13 protein-coding genes are annotated in these 16,437 nt (G+C 68.3%); 10 read left to right on the forward strand and 3 right to left on the reverse strand.

Annotation, left to right across the window (positions count from 1 at the left end):
- Positions 1-3: 3 nt before the first annotated feature.
- Positions 4-1,170, reverse strand: a complete 1,167-nt coding sequence (gene rhaI, locus M6444_RS18485) for an L-rhamnose isomerase (protein ID WP_298330862.1) — start codon at positions 1,168-1,170, stop codon at positions 4-6.
- Between the two features lie 192 nt (positions 1,171-1,362).
- On the opposite strand from rhaI, the gene M6444_RS18490 reads away from it, so the two are divergent.
- From M6444_RS18490 to M6444_RS18525, 8 genes are all read left to right on the forward strand, one after another.
- The gene (locus tag M6444_RS18490; RefSeq protein WP_298330864.1) at positions 1,363-2,382 is read left to right on the forward strand and encodes a LacI family DNA-binding transcriptional regulator; all 1,020 of its coding nucleotides are present in this window, start codon (positions 1,363-1,365) and stop codon (positions 2,380-2,382) included.
- 112 nt (positions 2,383-2,494) lie between these two features.
- A complete protein-coding gene (locus tag M6444_RS18495; RefSeq protein WP_298330868.1) occupies positions 2,495-3,328 on the forward strand; it encodes an SAM-dependent methyltransferase in 834 nt (277 codons plus the stop codon).
- A 155-nt stretch (positions 3,329-3,483) separates the two neighbouring features.
- Positions 3,484-4,314, forward strand: coding sequence for an SAM-dependent methyltransferase (locus M6444_RS18500; protein WP_298330871.1), 831 nt, complete (start codon positions 3,484-3,486; stop codon positions 4,312-4,314).
- 154 nt (positions 4,315-4,468) lie between these two features.
- Positions 4,469-6,826, forward strand: coding sequence for a 5'-nucleotidase C-terminal domain-containing protein (locus M6444_RS18505; protein ID WP_298330874.1), 2,358 nt, complete (start codon positions 4,469-4,471; stop codon positions 6,824-6,826).
- A gap of 65 nt (positions 6,827-6,891) precedes the next feature.
- Positions 6,892-9,591, forward strand: coding sequence for an ExeM/NucH family extracellular endonuclease (locus M6444_RS18510; protein WP_298330877.1), 2,700 nt, complete (start codon positions 6,892-6,894; stop codon positions 9,589-9,591).
- Positions 9,592-9,601: 10 nt separating this feature from the next.
- The gene (locus M6444_RS18515) at positions 9,602-10,936 is read left to right on the forward strand and encodes a dipeptidase (RefSeq protein ID WP_298330879.1); all 1,335 of its coding nucleotides are present in this window, start codon (positions 9,602-9,604) and stop codon (positions 10,934-10,936) included.
- A 14-nt stretch (positions 10,937-10,950) separates the two neighbouring features.
- A complete protein-coding gene (locus M6444_RS18520; RefSeq protein WP_298330881.1) occupies positions 10,951-11,502 on the forward strand; it encodes a DUF1697 domain-containing protein in 552 nt (183 codons plus the stop codon).
- 38 nt (positions 11,503-11,540) lie between these two features.
- Complete coding sequence (locus M6444_RS18525) at positions 11,541-11,969, forward strand: hypothetical protein (protein WP_298330884.1); 429 nt, start codon at positions 11,541-11,543, stop codon at positions 11,967-11,969.
- Positions 11,970-12,143: 174 nt separating this feature from the next.
- On the opposite strand, the gene M6444_RS18530 is transcribed toward M6444_RS18525, so the two are convergent.
- Both M6444_RS18530 and M6444_RS18535 read right to left on the reverse strand, forming a co-directional pair.
- Positions 12,144-13,022 (reverse strand): SDR family NAD(P)-dependent oxidoreductase, encoded by an 879-nt coding sequence (locus M6444_RS18530; protein ID WP_298330888.1) that lies wholly within the window; start codon positions 13,020-13,022, stop codon positions 12,144-12,146.
- A 341-nt stretch (positions 13,023-13,363) separates the two neighbouring features.
- Complete coding sequence (locus tag M6444_RS18535; protein WP_298330891.1) at positions 13,364-13,687, reverse strand: hypothetical protein; 324 nt, start codon at positions 13,685-13,687, stop codon at positions 13,364-13,366.
- Positions 13,688-13,694: 7 nt separating this feature from the next.
- Between M6444_RS18535 and purF the strand changes: the two genes are divergently transcribed.
- Positions 13,695-15,284: an amidophosphoribosyltransferase gene (purF, locus tag M6444_RS18540; RefSeq protein WP_298330894.1), complete on the forward strand. Its 1,590-nt coding sequence runs from the start codon at positions 13,695-13,697 to the stop codon at positions 15,282-15,284.
- An 84-nt stretch (positions 15,285-15,368) separates the two neighbouring features.
- Positions 15,369-16,328, forward strand: a complete 960-nt coding sequence (locus tag M6444_RS18545) for an SH3 domain-containing protein (protein ID WP_298330897.1) — start codon at positions 15,369-15,371, stop codon at positions 16,326-16,328.
- Positions 16,329-16,437: the final 109 nt, after the last annotated feature.

Here is a 16,437-nt window from a genome sequence, read left to right on the forward strand (position 1 = left end):
GACTCATGCACCCCAGCCGGCCTGAACGCCGCCCACCCGCTCGGCCCGGATCGTGTCGAAGTAGCCCGACCGCTGGTAGGCCGCCATGGGATCCGGATCGAGCCCCTGCTCCTGGCGCATCTCGGCCAGCAGCGGCCGCACGTCGGTGTTGAAGGCGTCCATCAGGACCGCGTTCGCGCCCAGGACATCGCCGTCGCGCTGGGCCGTCGCCAACGCGTCGGCGTCGACGAGCAGCGCTTTGGCGGTGGCTTCCTGGACGTTCATGACCGAGCGGATGACGGCCGGGATCTTGGGCTCGATGTTGTGACATTGGTCGAGCATGAAGGCGATGCCGTGTTCGGGCGCGTGTGCACCCGCGGCGACGATCTCGTGCATGATCCGGAACAGCTGGAACGGGTCCGCGGCGCCGACCATGAGGTCATCGTCGGCGTAGAACCGGGAGTTGAAGTCGAAGCCGCCGAGTTTCCGTTCGCGCAGCAGGAACGCCACGATGAACTCGATGTTCGTCCCCGGTGCGTGGTGCCCGGTGTCGATGACGACCTGGGCCCGCTCGCCGAGGCGCAGGCAGTGCGCGTAAGACGTGCCCCAGTCGGGCACGTCGGTGGTGTAGAACGACGGCTCGAACAGCTTGTACTCCAGCAGGATGCGTTGCTGGTCGCCCAGTCGCCGGTACGTTTCGTCCAGCGCCTCGGCCAGCCGGTCCTGCCGGGCGCGGATGCTGTCCTGGCCGGGGTAGTTGGTGCCGTCGGCGAACCACAGCTTGAGGTCGCGGGAGCCGGTGGCGTCCATGATGTCGATGCACTCGAGCAGATGGTCGACCGCCTTACGGCGTACCGCCGGGTCCGGGTTGGTGACGCTGCCGAGCCGGTAGTCCTCGTCCTGGAAGACGTTCGCGTTGATCGTGCCGAGGCGTACGCCTCGGGCGCTCGCGTGGCGGGCCAGAGCGTCGTAGTCGTCGACCTTGTCCCACGGGATGTGCAGCGCCACCGACGGCGCCGCGCCGGTGAAGCGGTGGACCTGGGCGGCGTCGTCGATCTTCTCGTACGGGTCTCGGGGTACCCCGGGTTGCGGAAAGACCTTGAAGCGGGTGCCGGAGTTCGCGTAGGCCCACGACGCCGTCTCCACCCCCAGTCCACGCACCGCCGCCTTGACCGTCTCGTGAGAGCTCATTACGCCTCCGTTCGCCGGCCCGAACGGCCGGCGTCCCCGTGGTTGCGCTGCCGCGTGACAGCGGGGCGGCCCACCTGGACACACCACGCTATGAATCGTTTCATCTCGTGAGGGAACCTACGCCTGCCGATCCGGCGCCGTCAAGTGGCCGGTGTCGGCCGCGCCGATGCAGCGACGCAGTAAGCTGCCGAGATGGCTGGCTCCTCTCCGAATATCCGTGAGGTCGCGGTCCGCGCGGGCGTGTCGGTCGGCACCGTGTCGAACGTGCTCAATCGTCCCGAGTTGGTGGCCGAGCAGACCAGGGAACGGGTCCATGCCGCGATCTCGGAACTCGGCTTCGTCCGCAACGACTCCGCTCGCCAGTTGCGCGTGGGGCGCAGCAGGACCATCGGGCTGGTCGTGCTCGACGTCGCGAACCCGTTCTTCACCGACGTCGCCCGCGGCGTCGAAGAGGTGGCGAACCGTGAAGGCCTCGCGGTGATTCTCTGCAACACCGACGAGGACCACCACAAGGAGGAATCGCATCTGGCCCTGCTGGCCGAGATGCGGGTTCAAGGCGTGCTCATCAACCCCATCGACGAATCCGACGGGCGGATCGCCGCGCTTCGCGAGCGAGGCACCCCCGTCGTCCTGTTCGACCGGCCCGGGAAGCCGGGCGAGGAGTGTTCGGTGGCCGTCGACGACCTTCTCGGTGGCCGGCTCGCTGCGGAACACCTGATCGACGCCGGGCACCAGCAGATCCTGTTCGTCGGCGGGCCCTTCGCGTTGCGGCAGGTGCAAGAGCGCTACGACGGGGCGCTGTCGGCGATCAACTCCGGCACCGCCGACGTGCGCATGGATGTCATGACCACGCCGGCCCTCAACGTCGCCGCCGGCCGGGAGGCCGGTGACCAGATCGCCGCGCTGCCACGTACTGAGCTGCCCTCGGCGGTGTTCTGTGCCAATGACCTCGTCGCGCTCGGGGTGCTGCAGGCGCTGACTCATGCGGGTCTGCGGGTGCCGCACGACGTCGCGATCGTCGGCTACGACGACATCGACTTCGCCGCTGCCGCGGCGGTGCCGTTGTCGTCGGTCCGCCAGCCCCGGCAGTTGCTCGGCCGCACGGCGGCGGAGCTGCTCCTGGCTGAGACCAGCGAGGCCGACCACGAGCACCGGCAGGTGGTGTTCGAGCCGGAGCTCATCGTCCGCGATTCGAGTGCGCCGTCGCGTTGACCGATCCGCTCGGCTCGAATCGACGACGACTTCTCGGTGCCAAGATCGGGTACGGCGCGATCCGTATTAGGCTGTCGAGCCATCCGCTCCAGCGATGTACCGGAGGCAGAAGATGACGCCCGCTTCGTCGGGAAGTGCCCGCCCGCCCGTAGGTGTCGACCCCACTCGGCCCAGTATCGCCCGGGTGTATGACGCCGGCCTCGGCGGCAAGGACAACTACGAAGTCGACCGTGCCGTTCTCGCCGAGCTCAAAGAGGTCTTCCCGCAGGTCGTCGAATTCGCGTGGACCGGACGGAACTTCCTCATCCGGGTGGCCCGGTTTCTGGCCCAGCAGACCGACATCACCCAGTTCATCGACTGTGGTTCCGGATTGCCGACGGCTGAGAACACCCATCAGGTCGTGCAGCGTATGGACCCCGACGCGCGCGTGGTCTACATCGACAACGACCCGGTGGTGCTGGCCCACGGCCGCGCCCTGCTCGAGGACAACGATCAGACGTTCCTCGCCGATGCCGACCTGTTCCAACCGCGTCAGGTGCTCGAGCACCCGATCGTGCAGCGGCACTTGGACCTCAGTGAACCGGTCGCCCTGCTGCAGATCAGTACGCTGCACCATCACGTGGGTGAGCGGCACGAACCGGCCCAGATCATGAAGGAGTACGTCGACGCGCTGCCGTCCGGCTCGTTCGTGGCCATCGGGCATTTCTGCGACCCGGAGAACGAGTACACCGAGAAGGCGCGGGACTTCGAGCGCGTGTTGTCCGAAGGCGATCTGGGCAGTGGCACGTTCCGGACCATGTCCGAAATCGAAGAGTTGTTCCCGGGCCTGGAGATGATGCCGCCCGGCGTCGTACCGGTCGTGGACTGGTGGCCCGAGGGCCCGAAACTGAAGCAGCCGGACGAGACGCACTTCCTGTTCGCCGGTGGCGTGGGTCGCAAGCCGTGACGTTCCGGCCGCCGTGTTCATCGGTGATGACTCGCGGTGACCAGTGCAGTTCTCGTCGTTTCCGAATGAGCGGCAGTGCGGGGTGTTCGGAGTCGACGTGGCGGTTTACGCTGGATCCCCACTCGACTTGATCACGATGACCGGAGGCAGCAGAAATGACCCCTGCCGACTCGGCTGACAAGGTGCCGCCTGTCGGTGTCGATCCCACGCGCCCGAGCGTGGCGCGCATGTACGACGCCGCGCTGGGTGGCAAAGACAACTACGAGATCGACCGTGCGATGCTCGCCCAGGTTCAGCAGGCCGCGCCGCACGTCATCGACTTGGCGCGAGCTGCGCGCGCCTTCTTGATCCGGGTCGCTCGGTTCCTGGCCTATCAGACCGACATCACCCAGTTCATCGACTGTGGTTCCGGGCTGCCGACGGCTGAGAACACCCACGAGGTGCTGCAGCGGGTGAATCCGGACGCGCGCGTGGTCTACATCGACAACGACCCGGTGGTCATGGCCCACGGCCGCGCCCTGCTGGCCGACAACGAGAAGACGTTCCTCGCCGGAGCCGACGTCTTCGAGCCGCAGCAGGTTCTGCAGAACAAGGAGGTGCGAGAGCACCTCGACCTGTCCGAGCCGGTCGGGCTGCTGCACATCAGCACGCTGCACTACCACGTGGGCGCCGCCGACGGACCGGCGAAGATCATGCGCGAGTACGTCGACGCGCTGGCGCCCGGTTCGTACGTCGCGATCGCGCACATGCACGACCCGGAGAACGAGTACACGCCGATGGCTCGCGAGGTCGAGCAGATCATGCGTCAGGGTGTGGGCGCCGCGACGTTCCGGACCAAGGCACAGATCGAGGAGCTGTTCACCGGGTTGGAGTTGTTGCCGCCTGGTGTGGTGCCGTGCGTCGAATGGTGGCCGGACGGTCCCCAGCTCAAGCAGCGCAACGAGGTCGATCACCTGATGGCCGGTGGGGTCGCGCGCAAACTCTGAGCACCGTCGACGAAACCGACTGGTGACATTCCGGCAGTGCATTCGCTATTGACGTCGGAGTCAGGTATCGACAACCTGTGTCGTGGCGTACGCCCGTCGTTCATGTGCAGCCGATACGGTCGCTGCCGTCGACGTTGTCATACGGAGGTTACTCATGCGCCTGACCAGGCGTCTTTATCGTGTAGGCGCCGTCGGCGCCGCCTTCGGCCTCGCGACGAGCGGCTTGTTGTCGGTGCCGTCCGCCGCCATGGACGAGCCGGGGGAGACCGTCGATGTGGACATTCTCGGTATCAACGATTTCCACGGACGCCTCGAGGCTGACGGCCAAGCCGCGGGTGCAGCGCTACTGGCTGGCGCAGTGGACGAGATCCGCGGCGACAACCCGAACACGGTGTTCGCCGCCGCCGGCGACCTGATCGGCGCCTCGACGTTCGTCTCTTTCGTCGATGACGACAATCCCACCATCGACGCGCTCAATGCGGCGGGCCTCGACGTCAGCGCAGTGGGCAATCACGAGTTCGACAAGGGCTACTGCGACCTGGTCGATCGCGTCATCCCGCGCGCTAGCTGGGAATACCTGGGCGCGAACGTCAAGGTCAAGAGCGGCCAGACACACGGGTGCGAGAACGCCGAGCTGGAAGACCTGGCGGAGTCGTGGACGACCGAGCTGGACGGCGTCACCGTGGGCTTCGTGGGCGCGGTGACCGAGCACTTGCCGGAACTGGTCAGCCCGGACGGCATCGCCTCCGTGGACGTCCTCGACGTCGTCGAAGAGACCAACCGCGTCGCCGACGAGCTCAAGGCCGACGGCGCGGACATCGTGGTCCTGCTCGTGCACGAAGGCGCCGCGACCACGGACGTCGAATCCGCCACCGACCCGAACACGGACTTCGGTGCCATCGTCACCGGCGCGAACGCCAACGTCGACGCCATCATCTCCGGGCACACGCACCTGGCCTACGACCACGACGTCGAGGTGGCCGAGTGGGTGGACGAGGGACGCACGGTCACCGAGCGGCCCGTCGTCAGCGCCGGCCAGTACGGCTACAACCTCAACCAGCTCAGCTTCACCTACGACACCGAAGCTGAAGCCGTCACCGCGATCGAGTCGGCGATCCTGCCCCTGACCGTCGAGGACGACGAGGGCAACTGGGTGCCCAACCCCGAGTACGAGCCCGACCCCGAGGTCCAGGCGATCGTCGATGATGCGGTCGACAAGGCCGAGGAGCTCGGCGCGGAGTCGCTCGGCGAGATCACGGCGGACTTCAACCGCGCCCAGCAGAGTGATGGCACCGAGAACCGTGGCGGCGAGTCGACGCTGGGCAACTTCGTCGCCGACGTCCAGCTCGCCGCTGCGCAGGTGACCGATCCCGCGACGCAGATCGCCGTGATGAACCCCGGTGGGCTGCGCACCGACATGACCTATGCCGGCACCGGTGAAAGCGACCCGGACGGCAACGTCACCTACCGCGAGGCCGCCGAGGTGCAGCCGTTCGCCAACACGCTGGTCACCCTGACCCTGACCGGCGAGCAGGTCGTCCAGGTGCTGGAGGAGCAATGGCAGCCCGACGGTGCGAGCCGGCCGTTCCTCAAGCTCGGCGTCTCCGCGGGGCTGACCTACACCTACGACCCGCAGGCCGCCGCCGGCGAGCACGTGACTTCGGTGACCTTCGACGGTCAGCCACTGGACCCCGAGGGTGAGTACCGCGTCGTGGCGAACTCGTTCCTGGCCTCCGGCGGCGACAACTTCGCGACCCTGGCCGAGGGTACGGACGTCGCCGACACCGGACAGATCGACTTGCAGGCCATGGTCGACTACCTGGCCGCGAACTCGCCGGCGGCACCGGACTACGCGCAGCGCGCCGTCGGGGTCAGCTGGGTCAGCGATCCCGACGCGGTGTACGAACCGGGCGACAAGCTCGAACTCGAGCTGTCCTCGCTGCTGTTCAGCACCAGCGAGCCGGTGGACGAGACGGCGTCGGTCACGCTCGGCGGGGTTGATCTCGGCACGGTGACCGTTGACGACACGATCATCGACACGACCGACGAGGTCGGCCGGGCGCACATCAGCGTCACGGTGCCTGACGACCTCGCCGCGGAGGGGGCTCAGCTCGCCGCGGCGACCGAGACCCAGCTGGTGGTCACCTTGTCCGAGACCGGCACGACGGTCACCGTTCCCGTGACCGTGGACCCGCAGGGGTCGGGGACCGACGACGGTACGGAAACCGGCGACGAGACCGGTGACGTGTCGGGTACGGACGACGGTGCGGAGACCGGTGACGTGTCCGGTACGGACGACGGTGCGGAGACCGGTGACGTGTCCGGTACCGACGACGGTGCGGAGACCGGGGACGAGACCGGTACCGACGACGGTACCGAACTCCCGGACACCGGGTCGTCCGGCATCCAGTGGTGGCTGATCATCGGTATCGCGGTGCTCGTCGTGGGCGGCGTCTTGTACGCGCTGTCAAGGCGCAAGGGCTCGACCTCCGCCGGCAGCTCCGACAGCTGACGTCCGCCATTCCCCGACTCAACATCGCCGGCCCCGGCGCGACGGGCCCGGCCGGAGGTAACGCGATGCGCGAGACCATTCGACGCCGCCCCGTGCGGGCGGCACTCGCCGGGTGCACCGCGGCCGTCGTGGCCGGGGTCGGCGGAATCGTCATGCCAGTGGGCTCGGCGCAGCCGGCGAGTGCGGACGAGCCAGGCCCGTTCATCAGCGAGATCCATTACGACAACGCCGGCACGGACATCGGCGAGGCCATCGAGATCCAGGCCGAGCCCGGAACGAACCTCACCGGCTGGCAGATCGTGCTCTACAACGGCAACGACGGGGCGGTCTACGACCAGCGCACACTGCGGGGAAGCGTGCCGAGCGCCGGCGTGATGGTGGTCGAGTTCGACACGAACGGGTTGCAGAACGGGTCGCCCGACGGCGTCGTCCTGGCCAACCGGCAGCGCCAGGTCGTCGAGTTCCTCTCCTACGAGGGAACGTTCGAAGCCCATGGCCGCCCGGCTGACGGCATGACCAGCGTTGACATCGGCGTCGAGGAGGGGTCGTCCACTCCGGCCGAGTACTCGCTGCAGAAGGTCGACGGCACCTGGATCGGACCGGTACCGGCCTCGTTCGGCGTGGTGAACGAACCGCCGGACGATGATCCCGGGGAAGGGCAGCCGGCGACGATTCCCGAGATTCAGGGAACGGGCGCGGAATCGCCGCTGGTCGGCGAGGTGGTCACCACGTCGGGCGTGGTCACCGCCGCCTACTCCGAGGGCGGATTCGACGGCTACTACATCCAGACCCCGGGCAGCGGTGGTGACACCGACCTCGACGAGCGGACGGCCTCCGACGCGGTCTTCGTCTACTCACCGGACACGGTGGACGACGTCGCGATCGGCGACTACGTCGAAGTCACCGGCGAGGTGAGCGAGTTCAACGGGCTGACTGAGATCACGGTGGCCGACGGCGGCGTGGTGGAGCTCGATGAAGCCGCCGAAGCGGTGAAACCGGTCGCGTTCCGGCTGCCGGAGGACGACGAGCGTCGTGAGGTGTTCGAGGGCATGCTCGTCCAGCCGGCCGAGGGCTACGTCGTGTCCGACACCTACGCGCTCGGCGGATGGGGTAGCGCCGCGTTCGGCTCCATCGGTCTCGGCTTCGGCGGGCCGCTGGTCCAAGAGACCGATGTCGCCGCGCCAGGGTCACCGGAGTACGACGCGGCCGTGGCCGACAACGCGGCTCGCGCTGTCACGCTGGACGACGGCCGCTCGGAGCGTACGTCCACCGACAGCCTGGTGCCGTACCTACCAGCGGACGTGCCGCCGCGCACCGGGGCCGTGGCGTCGTTCCACACGAGCATGATCTTCGACTACCGCTTCCAGTGGAACTTTCAGCCCACGACGCCGGTCGACGGCCCGGCACCGGACGTCGTCACCTTCGACTCGGGCAACACGCGCCAAGCCAACAGCACGCCGGAAGACGTCGGCGGCGAAGTCACCCTGGCCACGTTCAACGTGCTGAACTACTTCACCACGTTGGGTGTGGACCTCGACGGGTGCGAGCCGTACACCGACCGCGACGGCAATCCGATCAGTGTCAGCGGCGGCTGCGATGCACGCGGTGCGTGGGACCCGGAGAACCTCGCCCGGCAGGAAGGCAAGATCGTCGCGGCGATCAACGGGCTCGACGCCGACGTCGTATCCCTCGAGGAGATCGAGAATTCGGCGAAGTTCGGCCAGGACCGCGACGAAGCGCTGGCCACCCTCGTGGCCGCCCTGAACACTGCGGCGGGTGCCGGCACGTGGGCGTATGCCGAGTCCCCGGCGGACCTGCCGGACCTGGACGAACAGGACGTCATCCGCAACGCCTTCATCTATCGCACGGCAGCGGTCGAGCCGGTGGGTGAGTCGGTGGTACTGACCGGCTCTGCGGCCTTCGCCAATGCTCGCGAGCCGCTGGCTCAACAATTCCGGGTCCGCGGGTCCGGGTACACGTTCCTCGCGATCGTGAACCACTTCAAGTCCAAGGGCGGTGACTGCGGCGACCCGGCCCCGCCCGAAGGCTGCTTCGACGCCGACCGGGTGGCGCAGGCCGAGGCCCTGGTGGCCTTCGCCGACGACCTCGTCGCGGCCTCGGATACCCAGGACGTGTTCCTGCTCGGGGACTTCAATGCGTACACGCAGGAGAACCCGATGCAGGTGTTCTACGACGCGGGGTACACGAACCTCAACGAGGCCTTCGCCGGCGAGCAGACCTACGTCTTCGACGGCAAGGTCGGTTCGCTGGACCACGTCCTGGCCAGTTCCTCGGTGCTGGATGACGACCTGATCCGCGGCGTGGACGTGTGGAACGTCAACTCCGTCGAGTCGGTGCTGTTCGAGTACTCCCGGTACAACTACTTCGCCAGCGAGCTGTTCGACGGCAATTCAGTGTTCCGGGCCAGCGACCATGATCCGATCCTGGTCGGGATCGGTCCGGGTGACGGGACGGACGAGCCGGACGAACCCGGTGACGGTGACGAGTCCGGCGAGGCGGAGCAGCCGAACGACCCCGAGGAACCCGGCGACGACCATGCCGACGACCGGGCCGACGACGACAATGCCGCGGGCGCCGGTGACGGTGGCGCGGACCAGCCGGGAACCGGTGATGACGCCGGCGCGGCGCTGCCGGACACCGGGGCACCGGCCGGCGGGCTGACGCTTCTCGCTGCCGCGGCGTTGCTGATCGGCGCCGGTCTGGCGCTGCGCCACGTACGCCGCGTTGTCGGCGTGAGCGTCTAGAGTGCTGGCGATGAACGACATTGCTGCCGCCGTCGAGGCGATCCTCCCGTCCGTGCGGGCTGACCTGGAGAAGCTCGTCCGCATCCCCAGCGTGAGCGCCGAACCCGCTCGCGCCGACGACGTCCGGGCCAGTGCGGAGGCGGTCGCGGCGCTGGCGCGGGCCGAGAATGCCGCACAGGTCGACGTCCTCAGCGTCGACGGCGGCGCCCCGGCGGTCATCGCCAACTGGCCCGCACCGCCCGGTGCGCCCACCGTGCTGCTCTACGCCCACCATGACGTCCAGCCGACCGGGCCGGCCGACGCCTGGGGCAGTGCCCCGTTCGAGCCCACCGAACGCGGGGGACGCATCTACGGACGCGGCGCCGCGGACGACAAGGCGGGCGTCGCTGCCCATCTCGCGGCGCTGCGGGCCTACGGCGGGCGGCCCCCGGTGGGTGTGGTCTTGTTCGTCGAGGGTGAGGAAGAGGTCGGCTCGCCCACGTTCACATCGTTCCTGCGCACGTACCGCGACCGGCTGGCCGCCGATGTCATCGTCGTGGCCGATTCCGTGAACTGGTCCATCGACACTCCGGGCTTGACCACCAGCCTGCGCGGCGGTGTCGACTGCTATGTCGAGCTGCGAATCCTCGACCACGCGGTGCATTCCGGTATCTTCGGCGGGCCGGTGATCGACGCGTTGACCGCACTGTGCCGGCTGCTGGGCACGTTGCACGACGACAACGGTGACGTAGCGGTGGCCGGCCTGGTCCACGACGAGGCTCCCGATGTCGACTACCCCGAGGCACGGTTCCGGGCCGAGGCGGGCGTGCTCGACGGTGTCGAGCTGAGCGGCACCGGCTCGTTGGCCGAGCGACTGTGGACCCGCCCGGCGATCTCGGTCATCGGGATCGACGCGCCGAGCGTCGCCGATGCGGCCAACATCGTGGTGCACCAGGCTCGGGCGAAGGTGAGCTTGCGACTGGCGCCCAGCCAGGATCCGCGCGCGGCCCTCGATGCGCTCGCCGACCATCTGCGTTCGCACGCCGAGTACGGCGCCCAGATCAGCATCACCGACGGCATGGTGGGCGCCGGATGCGACCTCGATACGTCCAGCCCGGCGTTTCGGGCGGCCGAGTCGGCATTCGCCGACGCGTTCGGTCAAGCGCCGGTGCAGTTGGGCATTGGTGGCTCCATCCCGTTCATCGCGGAGTTCGAACGGGAATTTCCCGACGCCACGGTGTTGGTCACGGGCGTGGAAGACCCTGACTCCCGGGCCCACGGCGTGGACGAGAGCCTGCACGTCGAACAGTTCGGCAAGGTGTGTCTCGCCGAGGCCTTACTGCTGCAGCGACTCGCCGGCGACTGAACGGGAGGCGCCCGATGACCCGATACATCGCATTGCTTCGAGGCGTCAATGTCGGCGGGCGCAACAAGGTCGCGATGCCCGACCTGCGAGCGCTGTTCGAAGGGCTCGGTCACACCGACGTCGCGACGTACATCAACAGCGGCAACGTCGTGTTCACCAGCGGTACCCCGGAACTCGACCAGCTCCAGCTCGCGGCAGCGGTCGAGGCGGAACTCGCGCGGCGGCTCGGGGTCGAGGTAGCGGTCATCGTCCGCAGTAGTGACGAGGTCACCGACGCCGTACAGGCGAACCCGTTCCCGGACGCCGATCCGAGCCGCCTGTTGATCATGTTCCTGGCGCAGGCGCCCGATCGGGCCGCTATCGACCAGGTCGCGGCCGTGGAGTCCGGGCGCGACGAGTCCCGCGTCATCGGCACGAACCTGTTTCTGCATTTCCCGGACGGCGTCGGCAAGAGCAAGCTGTGGGCGAGCGTCGGCGATCGCATCGGTGTCGTCGGCACGGCCCGGAACCTACGCACCGTGCGCCGCCTGCTCGAGATGGCTCGAACGGCTGAAACCGGCGAGTAGCGGCCACAGCGGTCGACCGACGCTGAGAGACTGCCCGGATGGAGAGCGAAGCCGTTCTGCTTCAAGTGCGCGACGGCGCCCTGGCCGGTGTCGGTGCGTGGGTCTACGCCTGGCTCCGGGTCGGTGCGACCCGGCCGGTGGTGTACGTCGGCAGTACGGGTGTGCCACCGGTGGTGCGCACGTGGCTGCACTTGAACGACACCGACCCCGACATCGGCCGGGTGATCGCGCGCTACCCGGACGCAGCTCACGAGCCGTTGGACGTCCTCGCCTTCCCGGTTCCCGATACGTTGTCCCGCCCCGCGGTGAAGTCGGCCCTGGTGGACCAATTGGAGGCGCGGGCGCTGCTCTCGGAGCGCTATGTCGGCGACCAGCCCGCGTTGCTCACGGGCAACGGCCAGGCTGCACAAGCGGCCAAGGACATGGTGGAGCAGATCGTGGCCCACCTGAGGACGGCGTCGGCTTAGGAGCCTGTCCCGGACGCGGCACGAGCCGTACAGCGCAGTGGCCTGGTGGAGCGGCAGGGCGGCGGGCGTTTACGCGGAGGGGGTGACACCGAGGTCACGACGTGCCACGAGTGTCACCCCTTGCGACCCAAGGGTTTGCCGACACACGGACGCAGCCCGGCCCCGGCTCGCACGTCAGCTCGGCGACCGTTCCCGATCGGGCTGTGTGGCGCCCAGGGCCTGGGCGATCAGGGTGTCGGACAGCTCGCGTAGCCGTCGGCGGGCCTCGGGATCCGCGGCCTGCGGGTGGGGCGGCGTGTCGACTGTCTGGTCGTAGAATCGTCCACTGACCTCAGCCAGCGCCGGGTCGTTGATCAGCCGCAGCGTTGCCTCACCGCCGTCGTCGAGCGTGCTGAGCGCGGTGAAGTTCATCTCTCGCACCATCGCGGTGTCCATCAGGCTGGCCGGGTGCAAGGCGTTCGCGGTGACGCCGGTGCCGCGCAACCGCTCGGCCAGATCGATGGTGAACATGATCTGGGCGAGCTTGCTGCGGCGGTAGGCCTGGATGCCGGAGTAGTCGTGCTCGAGCATCGGGTCGTCGAAGTCGATCGGCTCCTGCCCGATGGAGGCGACGTTGACGATCCGAGCTGGCGCGCTGCGTTTCAGCAGCGGCAGGAGCCGGTTCGTCAGGTGATACCCGGCCAGGTAGTTGACGGCGAAGCGCAGTTCGAGCCCGTCAGCGCTGAGCTGGCGGGCAGCACCGGGCGGGCCGAAGCCGACACCGGCATTGTTGACCAGGACGTGGAGAGTGTCGAACTCTTTGAGCACCTCGTCGGCAAGCTGGTCGACCTGACTCAGGTCGGCCAGATCCGCCAGGACCGTGCCGTGCGGCCTGCCGCCGCCCTCGTCCTGCATGGCCCTAGCGGTGGCGTCGAGACGGTCGGGATCGCGGCCGTGGATGATGACACCGGCTCCGAGTTCGGCCAGTCGGACGGCGAGCCAGTGGCCGAGCCCGTTGGTAGCACCGGTGATCAGGACGATCGGTCGTGCAGGTGTCGTCTCCGTCACATTCATACTCGTGCAACCGCGCTCGGCGAGTCGATGTTTCCGATCAAGCCGAATCCGTCGCCGGACCGTGGTCGACGACTCGCTGAGAATCCTCTCATCGGGCTCTCCTGATCGGCTCATCTGCGGCTTCGAAGGTAGGAGTCAGCACCGGATGCAGAGGTCGGTGCCGTCCTACGAGGAGGAATTGCGATGAAGGTCCAGCGGAAGTGGCTCGCCGTCGGCACGATGGCCGCCCTCGGTCTCGGCTCCGGCGTGGTCGTGGCGGCTCCGGCGTTCAGTGCTGACGACGGCCGTCCGTCGTCGACGGTGATCGACGCGCCGGCCACCGCAGACGATTCGGGCAAAACTCAGGCCGCGAAGTCCGCTGCCTCGGCGAACAGCGCAGCGTCGGCTGCATCGGCGAACAGTGCGGCCTCGGCTGCATCGGCGAACAGCGCAGCGTCGGCTGCATCGGCGAACAGCGCAGCGTCGGCCCAGAGTGCGGCGTCGGCTGCATCGGCCAACAGCCCGGCCTCGGCCAACAGCCCGGCCTCGGCCGACAGCGCCTCGTCGGCCGACTGACCGTACGGCCGATACGACCGAAGTCGGCACCAGCGCCCGCCCCCGGCGCTGGTGCCGACTTCGTCGTCAACGCCCGGTTCGCTCGCCGCGTCGTGGCCCGCTCCGTACACTGGTCCCGTGGCCCGGCCCGATGGAACGCTGACGCACGACATCAATGCTCAGGACAAGGGTCCTCAAGATGCTTGCGGCATCTTCGGCGTATGGGCTCCGGACGAAGAGGTCGCCAAGCTGACCTATTTCGGGCTCTACGCCCTGCAACACCGTGGTCAGGAGTCGGCGGGCATCGCCGTGGGCAACGGCGAGCAGACTCTGGTCTACAAGGACATGGGCCTGGTCAGCCAGGTCTTCGACGAAGCCACCCTCAACACGTTGATCGGCCATGTCGCGGTCGGGCACACGCGTTACTCCACCACCGGCGGCAGCGTGTGGCAGAACGCACAGCCCACCCTGGGCGCCACGCCGGCCGGCACGGTCGCGCTGGCGCACAACGGCAACCTCACGAACACCGCCGAGTTGCTGGAACTGGTCCACGAACGTGTCGGCACCGACGTCGGGGAGCTGCGTTACGGCAACACCACCGACTCCGCGCTGGTCACCGCGTTGATGGGCTCGTACGCCGACCGGAGCCTCGAGCAGAGCGCCATCGAGGTGCTCAAGCATCTGCGTGGCGCGTTCTCGCTGGTCTTCAGCGACGAGTCGGCGCTGTACGCCGCCCGCGATCCGCAGGGCGTACGCCCGCTGGTGCTCGGGCGGCTCGAACGAGGCTGGGTGGTCTCCAGCGAGACCGCCGGGCTGGACATCGTCGGCGCGTCCTTCGTGCGCGAGATCGAGCCGGGCGAACTGGTCGCCATCGACGCCGACGGGCTGCGCTCACATCGCTTCGCCCGGGCCGAGCCGAAGGGGTGCCTGTTCGAGTTCGTCTACCTCGCCCGCCCGGACACCCACATCAGCGGGCGGTCGGTGCATGAGACCCGGGTCGACATCGGCCGCAGGCTGGCGCGGGAGCACCCGGTCGAGGCCGATCTCGTCATCCCGGTGCCCGAATCCGGCACGCCGGCGGCTGTGGGTTATGCCGAGGAATCCGGCGTCCCGTACGGCATGGGGCTGGTCAAGAACGCCTACGTGGGGCGGACGTTCATCCAGCCGTCGCAGACCCTGCGCCAACTCGGCATTCGCCTCAAGCTCAACCCGTTGCGCGAGATCGTCGCCGGTAAGCGGCTGGTCGTCATCGACGACTCCATCGTGCGCGGCAACACTCAGCGGGCCGTGGTGCGGATGCTTCGCGAAGCCGGCGCTCGTGAGGTGCACATCCGCATCTCCAGCCCGCCGGTGGCGTGGCCGTGCTATTACGGCATCGACTTCGCCTCGCGCGCCGAGCTCGTCGCGACCGGGCTGTCGGTGGACGAGATCTGCCGCTCGATCGGTGCGGACTCGCTGGGCTACGTCACCCTCGACGCGTTGATCGAGGCCTCCACCGTGCCGAAAGAACAACAGTGCCGGGCTTGCTTCGACGGCGTGTATCCGATCGAGCCGCCGGAACGGCCCGGCAAAGATCTACTCGAACAGGACCCGTTGCCGGGGCTGTCCGCATCGGGCCCCGAGGAGCCGGATGATCTCCATCGGGAGGCGACCCGAAAAAACTCGAGCGACGACCTGAACGCGCTGGTCGCAGGCGCAGATGCCGCGGACGTGATGCACCGCCCGTGATCCAATCTGTGACATTTCGCCCGAAATGTGATTGCCTGCCTCCCGGTAACGGAAAGGTCTCGATACCAGGATGGAGAGAAGGCTTTGGCGTCTCCCCGCCCCAAGCACGTCAAGCGGCGTCCGCTCACCCGTCGGCTGGGGGTGATCGCCGCCCCGGTTGCCGTGGCGTCGGCGATCGCGGCCGGAACGGTGTTCTGGCCCGACGGCGAGAGCAGTAAGCCGGCGGCGTCGGATCTGCCCTCGGATCTGCACACCGAGGATCGCGACCAGATGTCGGCCCGCGACCGTGACCGCAGCCCGACGCCGACGAAGTCCCCGACGCCGACGAAGACCAAGAGCCCGACGAAGACGACGACGCCGACGCCGACGCAAACCCCGACCCAGGCCGAGACCGAAACGCCGACGGAGACCGCCACCCCGACGCCCACGCCGGAGCCCACCGTCGCCGGGCACAGGTACGTCACCACCGGCCTGAACGTGCGTACCGGGCCGGGTGAGGACACCAGCGTCGCCACGACCCTGGAGTTCGGCACTCGCGTCGCGATCACCGGCGAGACGGACGGTTCCTGGACGCAGATCCTGCTGGACGACGAGACGTACTGGGTGGCCGGCGCATATCTGTCGAAGACCGAGCCGGTCCCGGAGACCGAGGAGCCCGAACCCGAAGAGCCCGACGACGGTATCTCCTCAGCGCCGTGTGAGTCCGGTTCGGAGGTCGAGGAGGGCCTCACGGACGAGGCCATCCGGGTACACCGCGCGGTGTGCGCGGAGTTCCCGGACGTCGCATCCTACGGCGGGCTGCGGCCGGGCGACGGGGGTGCGCACGGCGAGGGCCGCGCCTTGGACGTCATGATCTCGAGCAGTTCGCAGGGCGACGCCATTGCCGAGTGGGTCCGGGCCAACTACGCCGAGCTCGGCGTCAGCGAGGTCATCTGGTCGCAGCGGATCTGGACCGTCGAGCGCAGCGACGAGGGCTGGCGCTGGATGGAGGACCGCGGTTCGGACACCGCGAACCACTACGACCACGTCCACATCACCGTGTAGGTCAGCGTCGGCGTCGGCGGCGAACGTCCGCCCGTGGCTACTCGCCCGATCGCCCCGACAGCTGCTCGACCAACAGCAGCAGAGCCGAATGGTCCAGCGAGCCGTGACC

The sequence above is a fragment of the Haloactinopolyspora sp. genome (assembly GCF_027324685.1).
GTDB lineage: Bacteria > Actinomycetota > Actinomycetes > Jiangellales > Jiangellaceae > Haloactinopolyspora.

Coding starts and splice junctions, on each gene's coding strand:
- rhaI (WP_298330862.1), bottom strand. CDS start 1,170: ATGAGCTCTCACGAGACGGTCAAGGCGGCGGTGCGTGGACTGGGGGTG.
- M6444_RS18490 (WP_298330864.1), top strand. CDS start 1,363: ATGGCTGGCTCCTCTCCGAATATCCGTGAGGTCGCGGTCCGCGCGGGC.
- M6444_RS18495 (WP_298330868.1), top strand. CDS start 2,495: ATGACGCCCGCTTCGTCGGGAAGTGCCCGCCCGCCCGTAGGTGTCGAC.
- M6444_RS18500 (WP_298330871.1), top strand. CDS start 3,484: ATGACCCCTGCCGACTCGGCTGACAAGGTGCCGCCTGTCGGTGTCGAT.
- M6444_RS18505 (WP_298330874.1), top strand. CDS start 4,469: ATGCGCCTGACCAGGCGTCTTTATCGTGTAGGCGCCGTCGGCGCCGCC.
- M6444_RS18510 (WP_298330877.1), top strand. CDS start 6,892: ATGCGCGAGACCATTCGACGCCGCCCCGTGCGGGCGGCACTCGCCGGG.
- M6444_RS18515 (WP_298330879.1), top strand. CDS start 9,602: ATGAACGACATTGCTGCCGCCGTCGAGGCGATCCTCCCGTCCGTGCGG.
- M6444_RS18520 (WP_298330881.1), top strand. CDS start 10,951: ATGACCCGATACATCGCATTGCTTCGAGGCGTCAATGTCGGCGGGCGC.
- M6444_RS18525 (WP_298330884.1), top strand. CDS start 11,541: ATGGAGAGCGAAGCCGTTCTGCTTCAAGTGCGCGACGGCGCCCTGGCC.
- M6444_RS18530 (WP_298330888.1), bottom strand. CDS start 13,022: ATGAATGTGACGGAGACGACACCTGCACGACCGATCGTCCTGATCACC.